Source organism: Janthinobacterium sp. TB1-E2, from assembly GCF_036885605.1.
GTDB lineage: Bacteria > Pseudomonadota > Gammaproteobacteria > Burkholderiales > Burkholderiaceae_D > Janthinobacterium > Janthinobacterium aestuarii.
Genome location: NZ_CP142523.1, coordinates 871804 through 896129, shown reverse-complemented (window position 1 = coordinate 896129; position 24326 = coordinate 871804). Strand labels below are relative to the sequence as shown.

25 protein-coding genes are annotated in these 24326 nt (G+C 61.3%); 4 read left to right on the top strand and 21 right to left on the bottom strand.

The window, feature by feature from the left end:
* Nucleotides 1-10 precede the first annotated feature (10 nt).
* The 21 genes from OPV09_RS04030 to OPV09_RS03930 form a co-directional block, all read right to left on the bottom strand.
* Nucleotides 11-613, bottom strand: coding sequence for a TetR/AcrR family transcriptional regulator (locus OPV09_RS04030; protein ID WP_034753385.1), 603 nt, complete (start codon nt 611-613; stop codon nt 11-13).
* A gap of 257 nt (nt 614-870) precedes the next feature.
* Nucleotides 871-1260, bottom strand: a complete 390-nt coding sequence (locus OPV09_RS04025; RefSeq protein WP_070305356.1) for an RNA-binding S4 domain-containing protein — start codon at nt 1258-1260, stop codon at nt 871-873.
* The gene (clsB, locus tag OPV09_RS04020; RefSeq protein ID WP_034753382.1) at nt 1257-2420 is read right to left on the bottom strand and encodes a cardiolipin synthase ClsB; all 1164 of its coding nucleotides are present in this window, start codon (nt 2418-2420) and stop codon (nt 1257-1259) included. The genes OPV09_RS04025 and clsB overlap by 4 nt, the downstream gene beginning before the upstream one ends.
* Before the next feature lie 9 nt (nt 2421-2429).
* Nucleotides 2430-3251: an endonuclease/exonuclease/phosphatase family protein gene (locus OPV09_RS04015; RefSeq protein ID WP_034753381.1), complete on the bottom strand. Its 822-nt coding sequence runs from the start codon at nt 3249-3251 to the stop codon at nt 2430-2432.
* A gap of 70 nt (nt 3252-3321) precedes the next feature.
* A complete protein-coding gene (locus tag OPV09_RS04010) occupies nt 3322-3588 on the bottom strand; it encodes a hypothetical protein (protein ID WP_070305354.1) in 267 nt (88 codons plus the stop codon).
* A gap of 109 nt (nt 3589-3697) precedes the next feature.
* A complete protein-coding gene (locus tag OPV09_RS04005) occupies nt 3698-3991 on the bottom strand; it encodes a hypothetical protein (protein WP_072457749.1) in 294 nt (97 codons plus the stop codon).
* A 19-nt stretch (nt 3992-4010) separates the two neighbouring features.
* Complete coding sequence (nudB, locus tag OPV09_RS04000) at nt 4011-4475, bottom strand: dihydroneopterin triphosphate diphosphatase (protein WP_070305350.1); 465 nt, start codon at nt 4473-4475, stop codon at nt 4011-4013.
* 84 nt (nt 4476-4559) lie between these two features.
* A complete protein-coding gene (aspS, locus tag OPV09_RS03995) occupies nt 4560-6356 on the bottom strand; it encodes an aspartate--tRNA ligase (protein WP_035824170.1) in 1797 nt (598 codons plus the stop codon).
* A gap of 69 nt (nt 6357-6425) precedes the next feature.
* Complete coding sequence (locus tag OPV09_RS03990) at nt 6426-7067, bottom strand: DUF502 domain-containing protein (protein ID WP_034753372.1); 642 nt, start codon at nt 7065-7067, stop codon at nt 6426-6428.
* Between the two features lie 39 nt (nt 7068-7106).
* Entirely contained in the window at nt 7107-7415 is a 309-nt protein-coding gene (locus OPV09_RS03985) for an FmdB family zinc ribbon protein (protein ID WP_338680614.1), read from the bottom strand.
* Nucleotides 7416-7494: 79 nt separating this feature from the next.
* Nucleotides 7495-8097 carry a methyltransferase gene (locus tag OPV09_RS03980; RefSeq protein WP_338680613.1) on the bottom strand — a complete coding sequence of 201 codons (603 nt, stop codon included), beginning with the start codon at nt 8095-8097 and terminating at the stop codon, nt 7495-7497.
* 18 nt (nt 8098-8115) lie between these two features.
* Nucleotides 8116-9687: a ubiquinone biosynthesis regulatory protein kinase UbiB gene (gene ubiB, locus OPV09_RS03975; RefSeq protein ID WP_034753364.1), complete on the bottom strand. Its 1572-nt coding sequence runs from the start codon at nt 9685-9687 to the stop codon at nt 8116-8118.
* A complete protein-coding gene (locus OPV09_RS03970; RefSeq protein ID WP_072457770.1) occupies nt 9684-10322 on the bottom strand; it encodes a ubiquinone biosynthesis accessory factor UbiJ in 639 nt (212 codons plus the stop codon). The genes ubiB and OPV09_RS03970 overlap by 4 nt, the downstream gene beginning before the upstream one ends.
* Before the next feature lie 147 nt (nt 10323-10469).
* Entirely contained in the window at nt 10470-11417 is a 948-nt protein-coding gene (locus tag OPV09_RS03965; protein WP_338680611.1) for a Tim44-like domain-containing protein, read from the bottom strand.
* 31 nt (nt 11418-11448) lie between these two features.
* On the bottom strand, nt 11449-12183 hold the full coding sequence (gene ubiE, locus OPV09_RS03960; protein WP_034753359.1) for a bifunctional demethylmenaquinone methyltransferase/2-methoxy-6-polyprenyl-1,4-benzoquinol methylase UbiE: 735 nt from the start codon (nt 12181-12183) through the stop codon (nt 11449-11451).
* 29 nt (nt 12184-12212) lie between these two features.
* The gene (locus OPV09_RS03955) at nt 12213-13454 is read right to left on the bottom strand and encodes an RNA polymerase sigma factor (protein ID WP_072457758.1); all 1242 of its coding nucleotides are present in this window, start codon (nt 13452-13454) and stop codon (nt 12213-12215) included.
* A 2-nt stretch (nt 13455-13456) separates the two neighbouring features.
* Nucleotides 13457-13801 carry a YciI family protein gene (locus OPV09_RS03950; protein ID WP_072457760.1) on the bottom strand — a complete coding sequence of 115 codons (345 nt, stop codon included), beginning with the start codon at nt 13799-13801 and terminating at the stop codon, nt 13457-13459.
* Between the two features lie 97 nt (nt 13802-13898).
* Nucleotides 13899-14348 (bottom strand): gamma-butyrobetaine hydroxylase-like domain-containing protein, encoded by a 450-nt coding sequence (locus tag OPV09_RS03945; RefSeq protein ID WP_072457762.1) that lies wholly within the window; start codon nt 14346-14348, stop codon nt 13899-13901.
* Between the two features lie 9 nt (nt 14349-14357).
* A complete protein-coding gene (locus tag OPV09_RS03940) occupies nt 14358-14801 on the bottom strand; it encodes an HIT family protein (protein ID WP_072457764.1) in 444 nt (147 codons plus the stop codon).
* Nucleotides 14798-18838: a DUF3683 domain-containing protein gene (locus OPV09_RS03935; protein WP_072457766.1), complete on the bottom strand. Its 4041-nt coding sequence runs from the start codon at nt 18836-18838 to the stop codon at nt 14798-14800. The genes OPV09_RS03940 and OPV09_RS03935 overlap by 4 nt, the downstream gene beginning before the upstream one ends.
* 258 nt (nt 18839-19096) lie before the next feature.
* Nucleotides 19097-19588 carry a YqaA family protein gene (locus OPV09_RS03930; RefSeq protein ID WP_034753347.1) on the bottom strand — a complete coding sequence of 164 codons (492 nt, stop codon included), beginning with the start codon at nt 19586-19588 and terminating at the stop codon, nt 19097-19099.
* Nucleotides 19589-19789: 201 nt separating this feature from the next.
* On the opposite strand from OPV09_RS03930, the gene ilvA reads away from it, so the two are divergent.
* The 4 genes from ilvA to hprK all read left to right on the top strand — a co-directional run bounded on the left by ilvA (nt 19790) and on the right by hprK (nt 24090).
* The gene (gene ilvA, locus OPV09_RS03925) at nt 19790-21325 is read left to right on the top strand and encodes a threonine ammonia-lyase, biosynthetic (protein ID WP_034753344.1); all 1536 of its coding nucleotides are present in this window, start codon (nt 19790-19792) and stop codon (nt 21323-21325) included.
* 134 nt (nt 21326-21459) lie between these two features.
* Nucleotides 21460-22302 carry an NADPH-dependent 7-cyano-7-deazaguanine reductase QueF gene (gene queF, locus OPV09_RS03920; RefSeq protein WP_072457768.1) on the top strand — a complete coding sequence of 281 codons (843 nt, stop codon included), beginning with the start codon at nt 21460-21462 and terminating at the stop codon, nt 22300-22302.
* A 333-nt stretch (nt 22303-22635) separates the two neighbouring features.
* Nucleotides 22636-23118: a PTS sugar transporter subunit IIA gene (locus tag OPV09_RS03915; RefSeq protein ID WP_034753339.1), complete on the top strand. Its 483-nt coding sequence runs from the start codon at nt 22636-22638 to the stop codon at nt 23116-23118.
* Between the two features lie 36 nt (nt 23119-23154).
* On the top strand, nt 23155-24090 hold the full coding sequence (gene hprK / locus OPV09_RS03910) for an HPr(Ser) kinase/phosphatase (protein ID WP_034753337.1): 936 nt from the start codon (nt 23155-23157) through the stop codon (nt 24088-24090).
* The last annotated feature ends 236 nt before the right edge of the window (nt 24091-24326 follow it).

Sequence of the window (24326 nt, the reverse complement as noted above, 5' to 3'; positions counted from 1 at the left end):
GCCTGACGGCTTATTTGCTTGTGACGGAATTCTGGTACGACGCCAGCAGGCGGATAAAGCCCGCTTGCGCCCGTTCGATGCTGCCCGGCACGCGCAGGAAGCGCGCGTCGTGATGCAGGGCCAGGATCAGGCCATACATCTCGTACACCAGCTGCTGGGCGTCCGTGTCCGCTTTCAGGTCGCCCGTGGCGATCGATTGCTCGACACAGCGCAGCAGCGCGCCCTGCCAGGCCCGCACCATGGCCACGAGGGCTTCGCGGATGGGACCGGGACGGTCGTCATACTCGACGGCGCCGCTGATATAGATGCAGCCGGAAGCGATTTCCACGCTGACCCGCTTGACCCAGCGCGCAAACATCGATTGCAGGCGCTGGATGCCGCGTGGTTCTTTCATGCTGGGGAAAAAGACTTCTTGCTCGAAACGATAGTGGTAGAGCTTCAGCACTTCCATCTGCAAGTCTTCGCGCGAGCCAAAGTGGGCAAACACGCCCGACTTGCTCATGTTCATTTTGTCCGCAAGCAGCCCGATGGTCAGGCCTTCCAGGCCGTCGCGGCTGGACAGGTCCAGCGCCACATCGAGGATGGCTGCACGGGTCAGTTCGCCCTTGCGCATGAATTTGACTGAAGTATTCAAGAGGTCCGTTCTCAAAGTGATGTTGCCGATCTGGCGGACTGAAGCGAGGGTAAAAAAAGCACGCTTCGAAAAAATCCGAACGCTCGTACTATTATCCACTACCACGTAAAAGTCAAACGGGAACTTTAGAGCCGGCGTTCTATTGGTGCAGCGCAGCATTTTTTAGCTGCGTGTTTGTAGCGATTTCAGGCAGGCAAAAGCGGCGCGCACCCCTGCCACCTGAGTGCCAGCGTGCCTCAGTCGAGGCCGCCTGCCTTGTTCAGTTGACGGCGGTCGCGCTTGGTCGGCCGCCCTTTGATGGTGGTGCCCGGCTCGCGGAACAGCTTGCGCTCCTCGGCCAGCTGCTCGCGGCGGGCGATGCTGGCCGGCGTTTCGCCGTACAGCAAGCGCGCCACGGGCGCCGCGCCGCGCTTGTCGGACAGGCCCAGCACGGCCACTTCCCACGTCTCCGCGCCATTGTCGATGGCCAGCTCGTCGCCCACGCGTACGCTGCGCGCCGGTTTGACGCGCTCGCCGCCCACTTTGACCTTGCCCGTGTCGACAGCTTCGCTGGCCAGCGAGCGCGTCTTGAAGAAGCGCGCCGCCCACAGCCATTTGTCCAGCCTTACCGTTGTCATCTCGTTCATGCGTACTTGCCTACTGAAAAAATGCGCATCACCAGCCGGTACGCGAGGAACGCGGCTTCATAGCCGATGCGCCGGAAGCGGCCGATGTGCTTGAAATCGTCCTGGTGGATGACGATGCCGTCGGCCACGCCCTGCTCGATATGCTGGCGCAAGCTTTGCGCGAAGGCCACGTCCTTGATCACCACGTTCGCTTCCTGGTTCAGGAACAGGCTCAGCGCGTCAATATTGCTGGAGCCCACCGTCGCCCAGTCGTCGTCGACGACGGCCACCTTGGCGTGCAGCTGCGTCTTGCGGTATTCGACGATTTTCACACCGGCGGCCAGCAGTTTCGGATAAAACGAGTGCGCCACGGCATCTTGCATACGGAACTCGCCCACGCCGATCAGCAGCACCACGTCGACGCCCCGCTGGGCCGCCTGGGCCAGGGCATGGCGCAGCTTGTGTCCGGGTGCGAAATACGGGTTGGCCAGCATCACGCTTTTGCGCGCCTGGCCCAGCGCCTGCAGGTAGGCGCGCTGGATGGTGCGGCGGTTGCGCAGGTTGTCGCGCACGACAAAGCCGGCCACGACGGGATTTTTCGCCAGCTCCTTGCTGACGACGCGCATCTTGCGGTACAGCTTGATACGCCGCACCAGATTCATCTTGCCCAATCGCGCCCACTGCGCCTGCACCTCTTCGTGGATGGCGTCGACCAGCGGGCCCTTCACCTGCACGGCGAAATCCCAGCGCGGCGCTTCCAGGCTGATGTTGTGGTCGTAGTCGCAAAACATGTCGTCGTTGATATTGATGCCGCCCACCAGCGCGATTTCGCCATCGGCCACGCAGATCTTGCGGTGCGTGCGCGTGATGCCGCGCCGGAACCACGGGTTGAAGATGCGGTGGTGCACGCCGGCCGCTTCCAACTGCGCATGCATGGCGTTGACCCGGCGGTTGCCCGTGCCGAACCAGTCCGTGATCATGCACACGAGCACGCCGCGCGCGGCGGCACGCTTGAGGGCGTCGAGCACCAGGGTGCCCGTGGCGTCGTCGGCAAAGATATACGTTTCGAAATAGACTTCCGAGCGCGCGCCGTCGATGGCGGCTATCAGCGCGGGAAAGTAATCGGTGCCGCAATACAGCAGCTTGATGTCGTTGTGGGCGATGAAATTGACTGTACGCATGCCGGCAGTCTACGCGAGTTTCAAAGCGGCAACGATCGGCGCGTGGTCCGACAGTTTTGCCCACAAGGTGCCATGCATCACTTGCGCGCCTTCCACGTGGAAACCGCGCACATAGATGCGGTCCAGGCGGAACCACGGCAAGGCGGCGGGAAAAGTGCGCGCCGGCACGGGGATCGGCGTTTTCGTCTGGCGCCGCGCCAGGGTGCGCACCAGGTCGCCCAAGGCCGAGTTCGACGCGCGCTGGTCGAATACCTCGACCACGCCCAGCGCATTGCGCAGCTTGTCACTGAGCGTGTTGCGCCAGTCGTTGAAATCGCCGGCAATGATGACGGGTTCGCCATCGGGCGCCGATTCCATCACGGCGTCGATCAGCGCCTGCGTCTGGCGTCCCCGTCCCGACTCGAACAGGCCCAGGTGGACGACATAACAGTGCACGTCGGCCTGCGGCGTCTTCAGCACACAATGCAGGATGCCGCGCTGCTCGTAGGCATGGTCGGAGACGTCGTGGTTGGTTTGCGAGGCGATGGGAAACTTGCTGAGCAAGGCGTTGCCATGGTGGCCGTGATCGTACACGGCATTCATGCCATACGCGGAATGGTGCTCGGCGCCGGCAAAGAACTCATGCTGCGACGCTTCCGGCCAATGCTTGTGGCCGTTTTTCTCGGCGCCATAGCGGGCCGCATTGCGGTCGTGCTTGCCTTGCACTTCCTGCAAAAAGACGACATCGGCATGAAACAGGGCGATCGCCTGTTTTAAAGCATGTACGCGGGGCAAGCCTCGCACGGAGGAGACACCCTTGTGAATATTATAAGTTGCTACGCGGATTTTCATGCATTGATTCTACTCCCAGACGGGCCCCGCGCGGCGCCAGCGTAGGTGCGCGTGCGCACCTACGGCAGCTTTATTTGCCTGCAGCCGACAGCAGCAGACTACTAGCGGCACTGATGCTGCCGACGATGGCGCCTGTCACCCACAAGCCCTTTATCAAACTGGGCGCGCTGCTCCAGCTGAACGGTCCGCGTCCGCCAGCGAAGAAACGCGGATGCAGCAAAAATCCCAGCATCAACAAGGGCAAGCCCGCCTGCGGAAAACTGGCATGCGGCTGCTCCGGGAAACAGACGGCATACAGGCTGCCCAACACCCAGGACAGGAATAGCACACTGATCATGCGCTGCCGTAAAGAAAGTTGAGACCAATTCAGCATGCCATCCTCTCGTCATCGCTGACGTTGTTATTCATATCAAAATGTTGCCGGGTAATCGTTCGCTATCGCGTGTTCAGGCCAGCATGCGTCCCACGCCCGCCGTCACGCTGACGAGCAGCGCCGTGATGCCGGCCGCCCAGACGATCTTGACCAGCAACGGTGCACCGCGCCAGGCCACGGTGCGCTTGCCCTTGGCAAACGCGCCCGGGTGCAGCAGCCAGCCGATCGCCATCAGCGGCATGCCGATCGGTGGCGTACGGCCGGGCACGGTGGAACTGAACAGCAGAAAGATAAAGCACAGGCAAAAAACGATGCCCAGGGTGCCCAGCAGTTTTTGCTGCGCAGTCAAATGTAACCAGTTCAACATGGAATGCTTTCTAGGAAAATCAGGTGGGACGCGCCAGGCCCGTCATGGCCGGCAATTGCAGAATCGCTTCCGCGTTGGACGACGAGAAACAGCGGTCGGCCGCCGCCAAGTACGGCAGCCACGCATATTGCAAGTGTTCGCGCGGGCTCAGGGTGATGGCGATGTCGCGCGGCACTTGCACGCTGAACACGTGCTCCGTGTTGCGCGTCACGCCGGGCGCATAGCGGTGGCGCCAGATCGGATAGATCTCGTACACATTCGACAATTTCCAGTCGCGCAGCACGATATCGTGTCCATCGGCAACGATTCCGGTTTCCTCGAACAGTTCGCGCGCGGCCGTCTGCAGCAGCGGTTCGTCGACGGCATCGACGGAACCCGTCACCGATTGCCAGAAACCGGGCTGGCCCGCGCGTTCGATGAGCAAGACGTCAAGGTCAGCCGTATGAATGACGACCAGCACGGAAACAGGGATTTTATGAGTCATATCAACAATGAAAAAGGCGCCACGACAGCGCCTTTTTTTGCATAGTGGATCAAACAGCGGCCGCCGGGGCAGCCGCATGCTTCATTACACTACTTTTGGCTCGGCGCTGCGCAAACGGATGTGCAGTTCGCGCAGTTGCTTCTCGTCCACTTCCGACGGCGCATGGGTCAGCAAGTCTTGCGCACGCTGGGTTTTCGGGAAGGCGATCACGTCGCGGATCGATTCGGACCCAGTCATCATGGTCACGATACGGTCCAGGCCGAATGCCAGGCCGCCATGCGGTGGCGCGCCGTATTGCAGGGCGTCGAGCAGGAAGCCGAACTTCAGCTGCGCTTCTTCGGCATCGATCTTCAGTGCGCGGAATACTTTCGACTGCACTTCTTCGCGGTGGATACGGATCGAACCGCCGCCCAGTTCCCAGCCGTTCAAGACCATGTCGTAGGCCTTGGCGATGCAGGCGCCCGGATCGCTTTCCAGCATGTCTTCATGGCCATCTTTTGGCGCCGTGAATGGATGGTGGGTTGCCGTCCAGCGATCCGCTTCTTCGTCGTGCTCGAACATCGGGAAGTCGACCACCCACAATGGCTTCCACACGTCTTCGAACAGGCCGGCTTTCTTGCCGAACTCGCTGTGACCGATTTTCACGCGCAGCGCGCCGATGGCGTCGTTGACGACCTTGGCCTTGTCGGCGCCGAAGAAGATCAGGTCGCCGTCTTGCGCGCCCGTCTGCTCGAGGATCGTGGCCAGCACGTCGGCAGGCAGGAACTTGACGATCGGCGACTGCAAGCCTTCAGGACCCTTGGCTTTCTCGTTGACCTTGATGTAAGCGAGGCCCTTGGCGCCGTAGATGGCGACGAATTGGGTGTAGGCGTCGATTTCCGAACGGGGCATGCTGCCGCCTTGCGGTACGCGCAGGGCAACCACGCGGCCGCCTTTCATGTTGGCGGCGCCGTTGAAGACCTTGAATTCGACCGACTTCATGACTTCGGTCAAATCCGTGAAGGCCAGCTTGACGCGCATGTCCGGCTTGTCGGAACCGTACAGGCCCATCGCTTCGGCGAAATCCATCACCGGGAACGGGTTCGGCAGGTCGATGTCCAGGGTGTTCTTGAAGACGACGCGGATCATGTCTTCGAACAGGTCGCGGATTTCCTGTTCCGTCAGGAACGAGGTTTCGCAATCGATCTGCGTGAATTCAGGCTGGCGGTCAGCGCGCAAGTCTTCGTCGCGGAAGCACTTGGTGATCTGGTAGTAACGGTCGAAGTTAGCGACCATCAACAGTTGCTTGAACAACTGTGGCGATTGCGGCAAGGCGAAGAAGCTGCCCGCGTTGACGCGCGACGGCACCAGGTAATCGCGCGCGCCTTCTGGCGTCGACTTGGTCAGCATCGGCGTTTCGATGTCGATGAAGCCCAGCGCGTCGAGGTACTTGCGCACTTCCATCGTCACCTTGTAGCGCAGGCGCAGGTTGTTCTGCATTTGCGGGCGGCGTAGGTCCAGCACGCGGTGCGTCAGACGCGTCGTTTCCGACAGGTTGTCGTCGTCCAGCTGGAACGGCACGGGCACGGAAGGGTTCAGCACTTCCAGCTCCGAGCAGACCACTTCGATCTTGCCGGACTTCAGGTTGTTGTTGATCGTGCCTTCGATACGGTTGGTCACGACGCCCGTCACGCGCAGGCAGAATTCGTTGCGCACGGCTTCGGCGACCTTGAACATTTCCGCTTGTTCCGGGTTGCAGACGATTTGCACCAGGCCTTCACGGTCGCGCAAGTCGATGAAGATCAGGCTGCCGTGGTCGCGGCGGCGATGTACCCAGCCGCACAGGCTGACGGTTTGTCCCAGCATGGCTTCGGTAACGAGGCCGCAGTATTCAGTACGCATAGACATAAAATTCTCAGTTCAGGTTAGTGAGTGTTCAATCCGGCCACGTCCCACGTGGGACGCCTGCCTTTATTCTTTGGCTGCCGGGGCCGGTACAGCAACAACTTCCGCAGGCGCCACCACGCCCATCGAGACGATATATTTGAGCGCCGCATCGACGCTCATGTCGAGTTCGACGACATCGCTGCGCTTCATCATCAGGAAAAAGCCCGATGTCGGGTTCGGCGTCGTCGGCACATACACGCTGACAAAGTCGCCCACCAGGTGGTTCGCCGCATCGCCGCCCGGCACGCCCGTCAGGAAAGCGATGGTCCAGGAGTTCTGGTGCGGATACGGCACCAGCACGGCCTTGCGGAACGCATTGCCCGACGGGGAAAACAGGGTATCCGACACTTGCTTGACGCTCGAATACAGGGAATTGACGATGGGTATGCGTTGCAGCAATTTTTCCCACAGCTTCACCACGTAATTGCCGACCAGGTTATTCGTCAGCAAGCCCGTGAAGAACACGATCAGTACCGTCAATACCGTGCCCAGGCCGGGAATGGTGCTCAGCGCGGGAACCTTGTGGCCGAACCAGACGCTGGGCTGCGTACTGCCGGGCACCAGCAACAGCGACTGGTCCATCGTGCTGATCACCAGATTCAGGACCCAGGCCGTAATGGCCAGGGGCACCAAAATCAGTAATCCGGTAATAAAGTATTTACGCATCAGTTTCTCGGTAATGGATCGTATCGGCGCGGCGCGCTCTCAGTCCGCTTTCGGCGCGGTTGCAGCCGGGGCGGGCGCAGGCGCAGCAGCAGGCGCGCTGTCGGCGGCCAGGGCAGGCTTGGCGTTATCGGCCGGGCCCGTCGGAATGGCCGTGGTGGGCGCCGTGCCGCCGCGGAAATCGGTCGCGTACCAGCCGGTGCCCTTCAATTGGAAACCGGCGGCCGTCAATTGTTTCTTGAAACTGGGCTTGCCGCACGACAGGCACACCGTCAGTACTGGATCGGAGATCTTTTGCAAGACATCCTTGGCAAAACCACACTCGTCACAACGGTAAGCGTAAATCGGCATCTCTACTCCGAGAAAATCATCAAAAACCCTGAATTATAAAGCTTTTCCTTTACCCTCAACGGAAATTGACCGGTCCGCCTCAGTCCGCCCGGCGGCGCCAGCTCATCCAGCGCTCCTTGCCGGCGAAGACGGCAATGGAATCGTCGACGGCTTCGTCGGCCAGGCAGTCGAAATGCGGCGCCAGCAATTCCTGCAGTTTCTCCCGTGAAATACCGAACGGCGGTCCCTTGACATTGTCGTCAAAGAAAAAGTAACCGGCCAGCATGGCGCCCGGCGCCAGCAGCTGCGCCCAGCGGGCCGCCACCTGCGGCCACATGGCGCGCGGCATAGCGCACAAAAAAGCCCGCTCATAGATCAGGTCCAGCGGCGCTGCGGGCTGCCAGGCAAAGAAATCGGCCTCCACCACCTGCCCTGCCCGCTCGCCGACGACGGCGCGCGCGGCGGCCACGGCGGCTGGCGAAAAGTCGATGGCCGTGGCATCCCAGCCGTGATCGAGCATGAAGACCAGCTCATAGGCCGAGCCGCAGCCGGGGATCAGGCAGCGCAGCGGCGCCGGGCTGCCAGCGACGAAGCTGCGCAGGCGCGTGGGCACGCCGCCGTGGTCCCAGGGCGTAAATTGCTTTTCGAAACGCTCGTCCCAGAAGGCGGGCGAGAGCGGATCGCGGGTTTGGAAGTCAGCCATCACTTACGTCCTCAGCCTTTAAAACGGCAGTTGATGCCAGCGCATGAACACTTGCAAGCCCAGCGCGCCGAGGGCGAAGGCGCCCACGAAGTACACGATAAAGCTCAGCAAGCGGTTCGTCTGGCGTTGTTCTGCAAGCAAGGTTTTCATCAGTTCCACATCGTTTTCGCGCGGCTCGCCATGCACGGTCAAGGCCTGGTGAAGCAAGCGCGGCAGTTGCGGGAAGATGTGCGCATAACGGGGCGCCTCGGCACGCAGGCGCTCCATGAAGCCTTGCGGCCCCACCTGGTTGCTCATCCATTTTTCCAGGTAGGGCTTGGCCGTTTGCCACAGATCCAGTTCCGGGTCCAGCTGGCGGCCCAGGCCTTCGATATTGAGCAGGGTCTTTTGCAGCAGCACCAGTTGCGGCTGCACTTCCACGTTGAAGCGGCGCGAGGTCTGGAACAGGCGCAGCAAGACTTGTCCAAAAGAAATATCTTTCAGCGGACGGTCGAAGATCGGCTCGCAGCAGGCGCGCACGGCCGCTTCCAGCTCATCGACGCGCGTGTCTTTCGGCGCCCAGCCCGATTCGATGTGCGCCTCGGCCACGCGCTTGTAGTCGCGGCGGAAGAAGGCAAGGAAGTTTTGCGACAAATAATCCTTGTCGTAGTCGTTCAAGGTACCGACGATGCCGAAATCGAGCGCGATGTAGCGGCCGAACGATTCCGGCGCGATCGACACGAGAATATTGCCCGGGTGCATGTCCGCATGGAAAAAGCCGTCGCGGAATACTTGCGTGAAGAAAATCTCTACGCCATCGCTGGACAGTTTGCGCAAATCCACACCGGCCGCCACCAGGCGCTCCGTCTGCGACACGGGAATGCCGACCATGCGCTCCATGACGATGACGCTGCTGGAACAATAATCCCAGTGCATTTCCGGCACCAGCAGCAAGTCCGAGTTGGCGAAATTGCGGCGCAGCTGGCTGGCGTTGGCCGCCTCGCGCATCAGGTCCAGCTCGTCGTGCAGGTATTTGTCGAACTCGCCCACCACCTCTTTCGGTTTCAAGCGCTTGCTGTCGGCCCACAAACGGCTGGTCCAGTCGGCGGCGATGTGCATCAGGGCCACGTCTTCGTCGATCAGCTTTTTCATGCCTGGACGCAAGACCTTCACGGCCACTTCACGGCCATCTTTCAAGGTAGCGAAGTGCACCTGGGCAATCGAGGCGGACGCCACCGGCTCGCGCTCGAAGCGGGCAAACAGTTGATCCGGGTGGGCACCCAGCGACTTGGTGATTTGCGCGATGGCCAGGTCGGAATCAAAAGGTGGTACCCGGTCTTGCAGGCGCGCCAGTTCTTCGGCGATGTCGAGCGGCATCAGGTCGCGCCGGGTTGACAGCACCTGGCCGAATTTGACGAAAATCGGGCCCAGCTCTTCCAGCGCCAGGCGCAGGCGCAAGCCCCGTGGCGACGACAGGTCGCGCCAGAAAATCAGGGTGTCGATCAATTTCGCGGTGCGGGGAACTTGCAGACCAGAAATCGCTATCTCATCCAGACCGTACTTGATGGAAACACGGATGATTTTAAACAGGCGCAGGAATTTCAATATCATGTAGACAAATCCGGTGAGGAAGACTGCGGCTGGACGGCGGCGGCCGCCTTTTCCAGCCGGGCAAGGCGCTTGGCCAGGCGTTCGACGTCATCGCGCACGCGCGTCACGCCAGCGGAATACTCTTGCAGGGTAGAAGGACGGATCAGCATGGGCTGTTCGTCGAGAAAATATTCGGCCACGTTTTCCGCCAGCTTTTGCTGGCCCGTGCGCACAAACGCGGCCGCATCCTTCGCGCCGGCAACGAGGCGCGTGGCCAGCATGGGGCCGACGACCTTTTCCAGGTCGTGCTCGGCTTCCCAGCGCAAGCCCTTGCTCAATTGCGAAATCGCATTGGCAAACTCGGCATCGCCTTCGATCTTGACGTAGGAAAACGCCCGCTCGCGGTTTTGCAGGATCAGCGGCACGTCGGACAATTTCACGCGGATGGTGACGTTGGCCGGCATGTCGGCCGGCGCCGCTTCCAGCATGCCGGCGCTGTCGACGCGCAGACGCAGGGCCACGGCGCCCGTGTCGATGCAGGCCAGCTTGCCGGTGTGCACGGCCAGCTGCTGGCGCGCCCACGGCTCTTGCGCCAGCAAGTGGTTAATAGTCGCGATGACGGGCGTCATCAGGGAAAGGTCGGAAAGTGGTGCCATCATGTTGCGCGCTTCGCGCCCCCAAAAAGAAAAAACCGCCCGTAAAACAACGTGGGCGGTTTCGATCTTACCAGTTCAGCAGGCAATATCTGTTAAGCATCATGCATTCCGCATGGACTTAAGCCATTATTCAGCAAGTTTTTACAATTAATTCAATTGCTGGATGCCTGCCAGGACCCAGCCGCTATTGCCGCTGACGGGTTTCGACATATTCCACACTTCCGCGAACGGTTCCGCCGCGGCGCCCGGCGCCGAACGGATCAGGCCCACAAACTTCACGCTGGCCAGGTAATCGTTGACGCTCGTCTCGATGCCCAGCAGCTCGGCATCGATGGTGACGACATCGGTAAAGTCTGCCTGCGTGCCCCGCTCCTGGATTTGCATGCGCAGTTCCGCATACACTTCCGGCGACGTGAATTCGCGGATATCGTTGACGTCGGCCTTGTCCCAGGCCGCTTGCAGGCGAATGAAATTGCTTTTCGCGTGGCGCAGGAAGGCTTCCTTGTCGAAGTCGCTTGGCACGCCCCATGGCGCGGCAGCCGGCACCGGGACCGGGTCCGGCTTATCCAGGCCGACGCCGGACGAGACGGGCTGCAGCGGCGGCAGCGGTGGAATGCGCGAACCGATGTCAGGCACGTTGCCCGCTGGCGCAGGCTGGTTGCCGAAGCCGGCGAACGGCGCATTGCCGCTGCTGTTGCCAGCACGCTTGCCGCGCACCATGCGATAGATGAAGAAGACCACGCCGGCCAGCAAAGCCACCATCAGCAAGGTGCTGATCATGCTGGCCAGGGCGCCGCCCAGGCCGAAGTGCGACAGCAGCGCGCCCAGACCCAGACCGAGCAAGGCGCCGCCCAGCAAGCCCTTCCAGCGGCTCGGTGCCTTGGCGGCAGGTGCTGGCGCAGGAGCCGGCGCCGGTTGCGCCTGGCGTGGCGTGGCAGCCGGTGCCGGCGCCGGGGCCGGCGCCTGGCGGCTCACGCTTTGCGACTGACGACCTATCGAACGGCCACCGCCCATGGGACGGGCCAGCGCCTCGCCCAGCATGGATACCGTGGTCGCGGCCAGCATCATGCCGACCATAAATTTCTTCAATTTCATTCCATCTCCTAAAATCACCAACGTTGATGCATTACATCTTGATACCGGTGTGCAAAGCGGCAATGCCTGCCGTCAAATTGTAGTACTGCACGCGCTCCAGGCCCGCCGTTTCCATCATGGTCTTCAGGGTTTCCTGGTCCGGGTGCATGCGGATCGATTCTGCCAGGTAGCGGTAGCTCTCCGCGTCGCCGGCGATTTTCTGTCCGAACCACGGCAAGACCGAGAAAGAATACAGGTCGTACGGCTTTTGCAGGGGAGCGGCCACCTTGGAAAACTCCAGCACCAGCAGCTTGCCGCCCGGTTTCAGTACGCGGCGCATTTCCGCCAGCGCCACATCCTTGTGCGTCATGTTGCGCAGGCCAAAGGCCACGCTGACACGGTCGAAATAATTATCGGGGAATGGCAGTTTTTCCGCGTCACACAACAAGGTGGGGGTGAGCAAGCCGCGATTCAAGAGGCGGTCGCGGCCCACGCGCAACATCGATTCATTGATATCGGTCAGCCAGACTTCGCCGGTAGGGCCCGCCTGCTTGGCAAACGCCTTCGACAAGTCGCCCGTGCCGCCGGCGATGTCGAGCACCTTGAAACCGGGGCGCACGCCCGCATTGGCAATGGTGAACGTCTTCCACAGACGGTGCAGCCCGCCCGACATCAAGTCGTTCATCACGTCGTATTTGGCAGCGACGGAATGGAACACCTTGGCGACTTCGCGCACTTTGTCGTCTTCTGCAACTGTTTTGTATCCGAAATGGGTCGTATTGGTCATGGTAGGCAGTCTGTTTGAACTTGGGAGCATTATACAAGCGGCAGGCGCATTTCCCCGTGACGCCGGAGAAGGTATTGCCTTTCCACTGCATTCGACGCCAGCATGGCCGCCCGGGCATACGCCGCCAGCGCCCCCTGCCGGTCGCCCTGGCGGCGCAGCAAGTCGGCCCGGGCCGCATGCAGATAATGCGATAGCGTCAGGCTGGGCAAGGCTTCCAGGCGATCGAGCCACGCCAGCCCGTGTGCAGTGCCATGCGCCATGGCGCAGGCGATCACGGCATTAAGCAAGATCAAGGGTTCCGGCTTGTGGCGCAGCAAGGCGCCGTACAGGGCGCTGATCTGGCGCCAGTCCGTCTGGCTGGCCGTGGGCGCTTTGGCGTGCAAGGCGGCAATCGCCGCCTGCAGCTGATATGGCCCTGGCGCGCGCGCCGGCAAGGCCAGTTCCAGCACGGCCAGTCCCTCGGCAATCAAGTCCCCCTGCCACACGCGCCGGTCCTGCTCTTCCAGGGTCAGCAGATAGCCTTCAGGCGATAGCCGGGCCGGGCCGCGCGACGCCTGCAGCAGCATCAGGGCCAATAGCCCCTGCACTTCGGGCTGGCCCGGCTGCAGACTGTCGAGCAAGCGTCCCAGGCGCAGCGCCTCGGCGCACAGGTCCGCGCGCAGCAGGGTGTCGCCGCCGCTGGCGCAATAGCCTTCGCTGAACACCAGGTAAATCACGTGCAGCACCTGCGCCAGCCGTGGCTGCAATTCTTGTTCCGGCGGCAACTCGAACGGGATACGCGCTTCGGAGATCTTGCGCTTGGCGCGCAACAGCCGCTGCGACAGGGCAGCTTCCGCCACGCCGAAGGCGTGCGCGATCTCGCCCGTGGACAGGCCACACAAGATGCGCAGGGCCAGCGCCACCTGCGCCTCGGGCGCCAACGCGGGATGGCAGCAGATGAACAGCAGGCGCAGGCGGTCGTCTTCGATGGGCGGCGCTTCCACCGCCACGGCCGCAGTCAGGCTGCCTAGCTGGGCCTCGGCATCGCTGACGCTCTTGCCCGCCCGGCGCACGTGATCGAGGCCCGCATTGCGCGCCACGGAACTGAGCCAGGCGGCGGGATTATCGGGGATGCCCGTGCGCGGCCACAGTTCCAGCGCCTTGCGGCACGCTTCCTGTAACACATCTTCCGCCAGGCCCAGGTCGCCGAAACGCCGCATCAGGCCGGCCAGCACCCTGCCCCTTTCCTGGCGAAAGACGTGCTCGACGGCCGCAATGGCGTCGCCGGCCATCGTCAAGCCGTCACGGGCCGCACTTCGATGGTGCCCAGGGAAGCGGCAGGGCAACGCCCGGCCCAGGCCAGCGCCTCGTCCAGGTTGGCGCAGGCTAGCAGATAGTAGCCGCCCAGCTGCTCCTTGGTTTCCGCGAACGGCCCATCCGTGATGACGGGCTTGCCATTGCGCACCCGCACGCTGGTGGCGCTGCCCACGGGCGCCAGTTCGGCGCCCCCGCGCAGCACGCCTGCCGCCTCCAGCGCCTGCGTATAGCTGGCAAAGTCGGCCATCAGGCTGGCCATCTGCCCGTCTTCCATGGATTCATAGCGCGCCTCGTCGGCGTAGATCAGGATCATGTATTCCATAGTCTCTTCTCCAAAAGAAAAATGCCCGCAAGCGCGGGCATTCATACGACGAATGGATATGCGGCAATCCGACAAGCTTACCGCATTATTTTTCAGTTTAATGCTTATGCCCGCAGCTAGGGCCGTGGACGTGGCCGGAAGATTGCTTGACCGTCATGTCGGCCTTGGCGTCGCGGCCGCTGTCGCCGGGATAGCCGGCTGCCGCCAACTGGTCCAGGTAGGCTTGCCACAGCCTGTCTTTTTCCGCGCCCAGCTTGTACAAGTATGCCCAGGTGTACAGGCCGGAATTGTGGCCATCGCTGAAGGTGGGCTGCACGGCGTAGTTGCCGACCGGCTCGATGCCCGTGATGCCCACCAGGCGCTTGCCTAATTGCAAAGTTTCCTGGCCCTTGCCATGGCCCTGCACTTCGGCCGACGGCGAGTACACGCGCAGGTATTCGAACGGCAGCGCAAATTCGCTGCCATCGTCGAAAGCCACGTCGAGCACGCGCGACTGGTTGTGCACGGTCAAGCCGGTCGGTTGCGGTGTTGCTGCTTTTTCAGTCATGACGATACTTTATGCGGATAAACGTTGAATGATGGCGTCGCGCAAGGCCGGCAACAGGGCGCGGCGCGCGGCCAGCACCTCGGGTGCCGTCTCGCGCTGTACGACAGCCCAGCTCGGGTTCGGGAAATGCGCGTCGTCGCGGTAGCGGGGAATCACGTGCCAGTGCACGTGCGGCGTCATGTTGCCGAAACTGGCCACGTTGACCTTTTCCGGTTGCATCACATCGCGCACGGCCAGCTCGACTTGCCACACGACTTCCATGACGTAATTGCGCTCGCCAGGCGTCAAGTCCGTCATTTCCTTGACGTGCTTGTTCCAGATCACGCGGCAAAAGCCGGGATAGGCGGCGTCATCGACGGCCACGACGGACAGGCGCTCGCTGCGCCACAGCAAGGCTTCACAGCCCTGCTTGTTGGCAAAGCCGTCCAGCAATGTGCACAGATCGCAGGTCACACCAACACCCGTTCAATGCCGCCGTCATTGGCGCGTTTCACGTAATCCGGCATCCAGTTCTCTCCCAGCAAGTGTTTGGCGATCTCGACGACGATGTAGTCGGCCGTCGTGCCCGAATCGTCATTGTAGCGCGACAGGCCTTGCAGGCACGATGGGCAGCTGGTGAGGATTTTCACGTCACCGGTGAAACCGTCGCCGCGCAGCTTGTCGGCGCCCTTGACCATTTCTTCTTCCTTGCGGAAACGCACTTGCGTGGAAATGTCGGGACGCGTGACGGCCAAGGAACCCGATTCACCGCAGCAACGGTCATTCTTCTCGATCTTCACGTTGTCTACCGTGCTGATCAGGGAATTGATGGTTTTGCCCGATTCCTGCAGCTTCATCGGGTTATGGCATGGCTCGTGGTACATATAGCGGGTGCCGTTCACGCCTTCCAGCTTGACGTTTTTCTCCAGCAGATACTCATGAATATCCATGATGCGGCAGCCAGGGAAAATCTTCTCGAACTGGTACGTCGCCAGCTGGTCATAACAGGTGCCGCACGAGACGAGCACCGTCTTGATGTCCAGGTAATTGAGCGTGTTGGCCATGCGGTGGAACAGGACGCGGTTGTCCGTCATCATCTTCTCGGCCTTGTCGAACTCGCCCGCGCCCCGCTGCGGATAACCGCAACACAGGTAGCCCGGCGGCAAGACCGTCTGCACGCCCACTTCCCACAGCATCGCTTGCGTGGCCAGGCCCACTTGCGAGAACAGGCGCTCCGAACCGCAACCGGGGAAGTAGAACACGGCTTCCGTATCGGCCGTCGTCGTCTTCGGATTACGGATGATCGGGATGACCTTGTCGTCTTCGATGTCGAGCAGCGCGCGCGCCGATTTCTTCGGCAGGTTGCCCGGCATTTTCTTGTTGATGAAGTGGATCACCTGCGCCTTGACGGGCGGCTTGCCCGTCGATGGCGGCGGCGCCTTGGTTTGCTTCTTGGCAAACTTCTTCAGCAAATCGTGGCCCAGGCGCTGCGCCTTGTAACCCCAGCCGATCATGACCTTGCGCGTGGCGTTGATGGTCACGGGATCGGTGGCGTTGAGGAACATCATCGTGGCCTTGGTGCCCGGATTGAAGCTCTTCTTGTCCATCTTGCGCAGCAAGTTGCGCATGTTCATCGAGACGTCACCGAAATCGATGTTGACGGGGCAAGGCGTCACGCATTTATGGCAGACCGTGCAATGGTCGGCCACGTCCTCGAACTCTTCCCAATGCTTGATGGAAATACCGCGGCGCGTCTGCTCTTCGTACAGGAAGGCTTCGATCAGGGACGAAGTCGCCAGGATCTTGTCGCGTGGCGAGTACAGCAAATTGGCGCGCGGCACGTGGGTCGAGCACACGGGTTTGCACTTACCGCAACGCAAGCAATCCTTGACGCTGTCGGCGATGGCGCCGATATCGCTTTGCTGCATGATCAAGGATTCATGGCCCATCAGGCCGAACGATGGCGTGTAGGCATTGCGCAAGTCGGCGCCCATGCCTGGCAGGTTCAGCAGTTTGCCCTTGTTGAAACGGCCTTCCGGATCGATGCGCTGCTTGTAGCTGCGGAAGTCGCCGATTTCTTCTTCCGTCAAAAATTCCAGCTTGGTAATGCCGATACCGTGCTCGCCGGAAATGACGCCATTGAGCGAGCGGGCCAGGATCATGATGCGGCCCACGGCTTCGTGGGCGTCTTGCAGCATTTCGTAATTGTCCGAGTTGACGGGCAAGTTCGTGTGCACGTTGCCGTCGCCCGCATGCATGTGCAGCGCGACAAACACGCGGCTACGCAGGATGCGCGCGTGAATCGCGGTCGCCTCGTCGAGGATCAGCTTGAAGGCGGCGCCATTGAAAATCTGGCGCAGCTGGGCGCGGATTTCCTGCTTCCACGTGATGCGCACGGTGCGGTCCTGCACCACGTCGAACAGGGTGGCGTTCGGCTGCGTTTCCAGGCGTGCCTCGAAGACAGGCAGCAAGCGCTCCATGCCCAGTTCGGCCAATTCATCCTTCGCGTCGACCAGCGGACGGTCGAGCTGGGCCAGCAGATAAGTCCAGCGTGCCGTGACTTGCGCCAGCAACTGCTGCGCCTGCTCGGCGCGGTCGCCCAGCATTTCAGCATCATCGACGCGGTCGTCGGACGCATCGTCGCTCTTGCCGATTGGCAAGTTACCCTTGGCAAAGAACGCGCTCAGGGCGTCGGCCAGTTGCAGCTTGTTCTTGATCGACAGCTCGATATTGATGCGCTCGATGCCATCCGTATATTCGCCCATGCGGTTCAGGGGAATCACGACGTCTTCATTGATCTTGAACGCATTGGTGTGCTTGGCGATCGCCGCCGTGCGGGCACGATCTAACCAGAATTTCTTGCGCGCTTCCGGGCTGACGGCGACAAAACCTTCGCCCACGCGGGTGTTGGCGATGCGCACCACTTCCGACGCCGCTTGCGCGACGGCGTTTTCATCGTCGCCGACGATATCGCCAAACAGGGCCATCTTCGGCAGCACACCCCGTTTCGACTTGGTGGCGTAGCCGACGGCGCGCAGGTAGCGCTCGTCCAGATGCTCCAGGCCCGCCAGGCGGATGCTCGTGTATTGCTCGCCCTTGGCAGGCAAGCCGTCCAGGTAATCCTTGATTTCCACGATCGACGGAATCGCGTCGCGCGCCTGGCCGAAGAATTCCAGGCAGACGGTACGGGCGAATTTCGGCATCTTGTGCAAGATCCAGCGCGCCGACGTGATCAAGCCGTCGCAGCCCTCTTTCTGGATGCCCGGCAAGCCGGCGAGGAATTTATCGGTGACGTCCTTGCCCAGGCCCTCCTTGCGGAACTTGCGGCCAGGAATTTCCAAAATTTCCGTCTTGAACGGCGCGTTCGGTTTTGTCGCGTCGCGCGTGCTCGGGTGGCGCCACTCCAGCTGGAAGCGTGCCAGCGCGATATCGTGGATCTTGCCCAGGTTATGGTCGAGGCGGGTGACGTCGAGCCAGTCGCCGTTCGGGTCGACCATGCGCCACGAGGCCAGGTTGTCCAGCGCCGTGCCCCACAGCACGGCTTTCTTGCCGCCCGCATTCATGGCGACGTTGCCGCCGATGCACGAAGCGTGGGCCGAGGTCGGATCGACGGCGAACACGAAACCGGCCTTTTCCGCCGCTTCCGACACTTTGTTCGTGATCACGCCCGCGCCCGAATTGATCGTCGCGTATTCGTGGCTCAATCCCGGCAAGACCGTCATTTCCACGGCGCCCAGGGTGATGAGTTTTTCCGTGTTGATGACGGCCGACATCGGCGTCAGCGGAATCGCGCCGCCCGTGTAGCCGGTGCCGCCGCCACGCGGGATGATGGTCAGCCCCAGCTCGATACAGCCTTTGACGAGGCCGGCCATTTCCTCTTCCGTGTCGGGTGTGAGCACGACGAACGGATATTCCACGCGCCAGTCGGTGGCGTCCGTCACGTGCGACACGCGCGTCATGCCATCGAAGCGCACATTGTGTTTTTCCGTGTAGCGGCCCAGCACCTTGACCGTGCGCTTGCGCAAGTCGTAGGTCTTGCGGAATTCGTCGCCAAAGTCGGCCACTGCCTTGCTGGCCGCCTTCAGCAGCAACTCCACATTGGCGCTGCGCGCCTTGGCCACTTCCGGCGCTTCGCCGGCCGCCAGTGCGTCGCCGCCGGCCGCATCGATGGACAGGCGGCGCTTGTCGACTTCGGCCAGGCGGTGATGCAAGGCATCGATCAAGCCCTGGCGGCGCTTCGGATTGTCCAGCAAGTCATCTTGCAGGTACGGATTACGGCGCACGACCCAGATATCGCCCAGCACCTCGTACAGCATGCGGGCGGAACGGCCCGTCTGGCGGGCGCCGCGCAGCTCGTCGAGCAGGCGCCAGGAGTCCTCCCCCAACAGGCGTATGACGATCTCGCGATCGGAAAACGACGTGTAGTTATACGGGATTTCGCGCAGGCGGCTTGCTGCGGGACCATTCGGCGTTTCTGCCAGTAAAGCTTGGATTTGTGCGGGAGCGTTCATGGAGTGTGGTGACGATATAGACTGGACCCTAAAGGGCCATTTTATCTTATTGCGCCGCACCATGCGGGAACAGCCTTATGCCGCCCAAGGTTTAAGCACCTCATCCGCCCCCATAGCAAATATGGAAAAGCCTTCTTTTACGCGAATAAAAAACCAGTTTCCATGATTTTTTGACGCAAAAATGCCAAGAATCGGACTCTATTGCAAACTATCGACCTGCCCAAAAATGGGGCAAACTGGCGTTGCAGGCAGTCCCATTCAGGCCAGCATCTGGCCGATCCGGTGCCATACGCCATCGGGCACGTACAGCAGCAAGCCCGTCATGGTCAGGTAGCGCGCGCACTTGCCGACGGCCATGTAGGCAACGCTGGGCCAGAACGGCAGCTTGAGCCAGCCAGCCAAAGTGCACAGGGGGTCGCCCACGAGGGGCAGCCAGGCCAGCAGCATGGTCTTGGCGCCATAGCGGGCCAGCCAGCGGAACCAGCGCGTGTCGCGCTCCTTGGCGAACGCCTGCTTGGCCCGGTAGCCGAGCCAGTAGTCGACGATGCCGCCCAGGGTATTGCCCAGGGTGGCCACGCCGATGGCGGCCCAGAACAGCGCGGGATTGGCCTTGATGACGGCAAACACGGCCGGCTCCGAGCCGAGCGGCAGCAAGGTGGCGGAAATAAAGCTGATCAGAAAGACCGATGTCAGCCCGACTTCCGGTGCTGCGATCAGCTGCAGCAGCCAGGCGATTGCGGATTCGATCATGGAACACTTCGCGATGCAGTAAGGCTCTCCATTATAATGAAGAGCAGCCTGGGCGCCGCACACATCGCGCCGGCCGGCAAAGGCATACCCGCCCGCAGTTCCACAGAGCATTATTGTCGCCAGGCTATCCGCCGCGGCGCCGCCGCTATCGACAGACACGCTCCAGACCCTTTCTGGCCCAGAATCACTTGCTTGCAGACTATGAACATCGACTACCTCAAGAAAATCCTGACCGCCCGCGTCTATGACGTCGCCACCGAAACGCCGCTGGAACTGGCCCCTGCCCTGTCGCAGCGCCTGAACAACCAGATTTACTTCAAGCGCGAAGACATGCAAAGCGTGTTCAGCTTCAAGATTCGTGGCGCCTACAACAAGATGTCCAAGCTCAGCGAAGCGGAACGCAAGCGCGGCGTGATTTGCGCCTCGGCCGGCAACCATGCCCAGGGCGTGGCCCTGTCCGCCGCACGCATGGGTTGCCGCGCCGTCATCGTCATGCCGACCACCACGCCGCTGGTGAAGGTCGAGGCGGTCAAAGGACGCGGCGGCGTGAACGTGGAAGTGGTGCTGCACGGCGAGTCCTACACGGATGCCTACAACCATGCGCTGACCCTGGAAAAGGAACAGAAGCTGACCTTCGTGCACCCGTTCGACGACCCGGACGTGATCGCCGGCCAGGGCACGATCGGCATGGAAATCCTGCGCCAGCACGCCGGCCCCATCCACGCCATCTTCGCCCCCATCGGCGGCGGCGGCTTGATCGCCGGCATTGCCGCCTACGTGAAACAGATTCGCCCCGACATCAAGATCATCGGCGTGCAAAGCGTCGATTCGAACGCCATGGCCCGCTCGCTCAAGGCCGGCGAACGCGTCACCCTGAACGACGTGGGCCTGTTTGCCGACGGCACGGCCGTGCGCCTGGCTGGCGAGGAAACCTTTCGTCTCGTGCAGGCGTATGTCGATGAAATCATCACGGTCGACACGGACGCCATCTGCGCCGCCATCAAGGATGTGTTTACGGATACGCGCAGCATTCTGGAGCCGTCCGGCGCGCTGGCCATCGCCGGCGCCAAAGCCTATGTGGAACGGGCCAGCCTGACCAAGCACCCCGTCAACAACGAAACCCTGGTCACCATCGCCAGCGGCGCGAACATGAATTTCGACCGGCTGCGTTTTGTGGCGGAACGGGCTGAACTGGGCGAATTCCGCGAAGCCGTGTTTGCCGTCACCATGCGCGAACAGCGGGGCAGCTTCAAGCGTTTCTGCTCGCTCATCGGCGCGCGCAACGTGACGGAATTCAATTACCGCATCAGCGATGAAAAAGCCGCGCACGTATTCGTCGGCATCCAAATTGCCGACCGGCATGAGTCGAGCGTGCTGGCGAAGACCTTCGAGGAACACGAATTCAAGACCCTGGACCTGACCCACGACGAACTGGCCAAGTCGCACATCCGCCACTTGGTGGGCGGCAAGAGCCGGCTGGCCCAGGACGAGCTGCTGTACCGCTTCGAATTCCCCGAGCGCCCCGGCGCACTGATGCGTTTCCTCGACAGCATGGCGCCGAACTGGAATATTTCCCTGTGCCATTATCGCAGCCAGGGCGGCGACGTGGGCCGCATCCTGATCGGCCTGCAAGTGCCGCCCGATGAGATGGGCGAATTTGCCCGCTTCCTCGATACCCTCGGGTACCGTTACTGGGATGAGAGCAGCAATCCTGTGTACAAACTGTTCCTCGGGTAATAGCAGGGTCAGTCGCTTCGCGATCGGAATGCGTCCCACCGGGGCGCATTCCCCCGTCGGGTCTGACCCCGGTCCTTGCCGTTGGGGTGAAATAGGCTACCATGCGTCCTTGACTGAATTCACGCCACACGACCATGACCACCACCAACGATCTCGCCGAACAATCTCCCCTGGGCAAAAGCTCCGCCTACCGCACCGATTACGCGCCGGAATTGCTGTTTCCGATTCCACGCCAGGGCAAGCGCGACGAGCTGGAACTGCGCGGCACTTTGCCCTTCTTCGGCCTCGATATCTGGAATGCGTACGAACTGTCGTGGCTGAACCAGCGCGGCAAGCCGCAGGTAGCCATCGCCAAGGTCAGCGCGCCGGCCGATTCGCCGAACATCATCGAGTCGAAATCGTTCAAGCTGTACCTCAACTCGTTCAACCAGACCAAGCTGGACAACCCCGAAGCGCTGCTGGCCCTGCTCAAGCAGGATTTGTCGAACGGCTTCGGCGCGCCCGTGCAAGTGGAACTGACCTTGCAGGAAGATTTCGGCAAACTGAAAATGGGAGAATTCGACGGCGTACTGCTCGACCGCCTCGACCTGGAAATCACGCAATACACGCCTTCGCCGCTGCTGCTGAAAGCCGCCCTGAATGAAGCGCCCGTGGAAGAAAAACTCGTCTCACATTTGCTCAAATCAAATTGCCTGGTGACGGGTCAGCCCGACTGGGGCAGTGTTCAAATCGAATATGCGGGGCCGCAGATCGACCAGGAAAGCCTGTTGCGCTACCTGATCGGCTTCCGCGAGCACAATGAATTCCACGAGCAATGCGTGGAGCGCATCTTTGTCGATATCTTGCGTCAGTGCAAGCCGCAAAAACTGTCCGTGTATGCGCGCTATACGCGCCGCGGCGGCCTCGATATCAATCCATGGCGCAGCAATTTCAGCACGGGTACGATGCCGGGCAATCTGCGCAATGCGCGCCAGTAACACCAAACACCACCACGCAACCATGCCAACAGGAATGTTGGCTGTGTTTTAAAACAACGTTGCAGTAGTGCCGCAGAGCATGTCACAGACGCTGAAAAATCGGAAAATCGGCATTCGGCGGCGGAAAAACCGGTGCGCCCCGTGTTTTTAATCAAGAAATAGCCGATACACGCCGATGTTATTTTTTTGCTAAAATGATGGCCACGTGGGCTGTAGCGCCCACTGCGCCCGCAGCGGGCGTATACTGTTGAGAATTGGCGTTACAGGCCGCCGAAACAGGCCTATAATTCGGCTCGCAAGCCCTCTGCGCATTGCACCATTTCATTGAGTGTCATGACTAATCTTAGCAAAATATTATCCCTCGAAAACGTCCTGCTGGACCTGGAAGTCTCCAGTAAAAAGCGCGCCTTCGAGCAAGCCGGCCTGATCTTCGAAAACAATTACGGCATCGCCCGCTCTACCGTTTCGGACAATCTGTTTGCCCGTGAACGCCTGGGCTCGACTGGTTTGGGCCATGGCGTGGCCGTGCCGCATGGCAGAGTCAAGGGCAGTAAAACCTTGAAATCGCCGCTGGGCGCCTTCGTGCGCCTGGCCGAGCCGATTCCGTTCGAATCGCCCGATGGCAAGCCCGTCAATCTGCTGTTTTTCCTGCTGATTCCTGATCATGTCACTCAGCAACATCTGGAAATCCTGTCGGAAATCGCCGAAATGTTTTCCGACGATGCCTTCCGTACGGCGCTGGCCACGGATCCGGAACCGAAATCCGTGCATTCGCGCATCGTCAATTGGCAACCCAGTCTGCAAGCGGCGGGTTAAACTTCAGGTATTCCTCCACTCCTGAAGAAGACTGCCATGTTGCAAACGCCGCTGACGATACAACGCCTGTACGACGATAATCGTGAAAGTCTGCAACTGGGCTGGTTCGCCGGCTTCCCCGGCGGCGAGCGCCTGATCTCGGGCGACGTCTCGTCGGCCGCCGACCAGGTGGGCCACTTGAACCTGATCCATCCGGGCCGCATCCAGGTCTTCGGCCACCAGGAAATCAATTACTACCAGCGCCTGAAGGTCAACACGCGTACCCACGTGATCGGCGAGCTGATCGCCGGCGGCCCGCCCGCGCTGATCATCGCGCAAGGGCTGGAAACGCCGCCCGACATCCTCGCCATCTGCGACGAGCAAAACATTCCCCTGTTCTCCACCCCGCTGCCGGCCGCGCAAGTGATCGACTTCCTGCGCGTCTACCTGTCCAAAAAATTGGCGCAGCGCATCATCATGCATGGCGTGTTCATGGACGTGCTGGGCGTGGGCGTGCTGATCACCGGCGATTCGGGCCTGGGCAAGAGCGAGCTGGGGCTGGAACTGATTTCGCGCAGCCACGGCCTGGTGGCCGACGACGCCGTCGAATTCTCGCGCATCGCGCCGAACATGATCGAAGGCCGCTGCCCGCCCCTGCTGCAAAACCTGCTGGAAGTGCGGGGCCTGGGCTTACTCGACATCAAGGCCATCTTTGGCGAAACGGCCGTGCGCCGCAAGATGCGCTTGAAACTGATCGTGCATCTCGTGCGCCGCAACGCGCTGGAAGAAGAAGTCGAGCGCCTGCCTTTCCTGTTCCCCACGGAAGACGTGCTGGGCCTGCCCGTGCGCAAGGTCGTCATCCCCGTCGCCGCCGGCCGCAACATCGCCGTGCTGCTGGAAGCGGCCGTGCGCAATACCATTTTGCAACTGCGCGGCATCGATACCTTGCAGGAGTTCATGGAGCGGCAACGACTCGCCATGAGTGGCGATTAATGTTGCCAAGGAGTTCGCCCTTGCAAGGGCGAACCGTTACGCAGGCACGCAGCAGTGCTGCGTGAATTCCCTGCTGCACCAACGACTCGCCATGAGTGGCGATTAATGTTGCCAAGGAGTTCGCCCTTGCAAGGGCGAACCGTTACGCAGGCACGCAGCAGTGCTGCGTGAATTCCCTGCTGCACCAACGACTCGCCATGAGTGGCGATTAGCAACGTAGGTCGGATTAGCGGTGG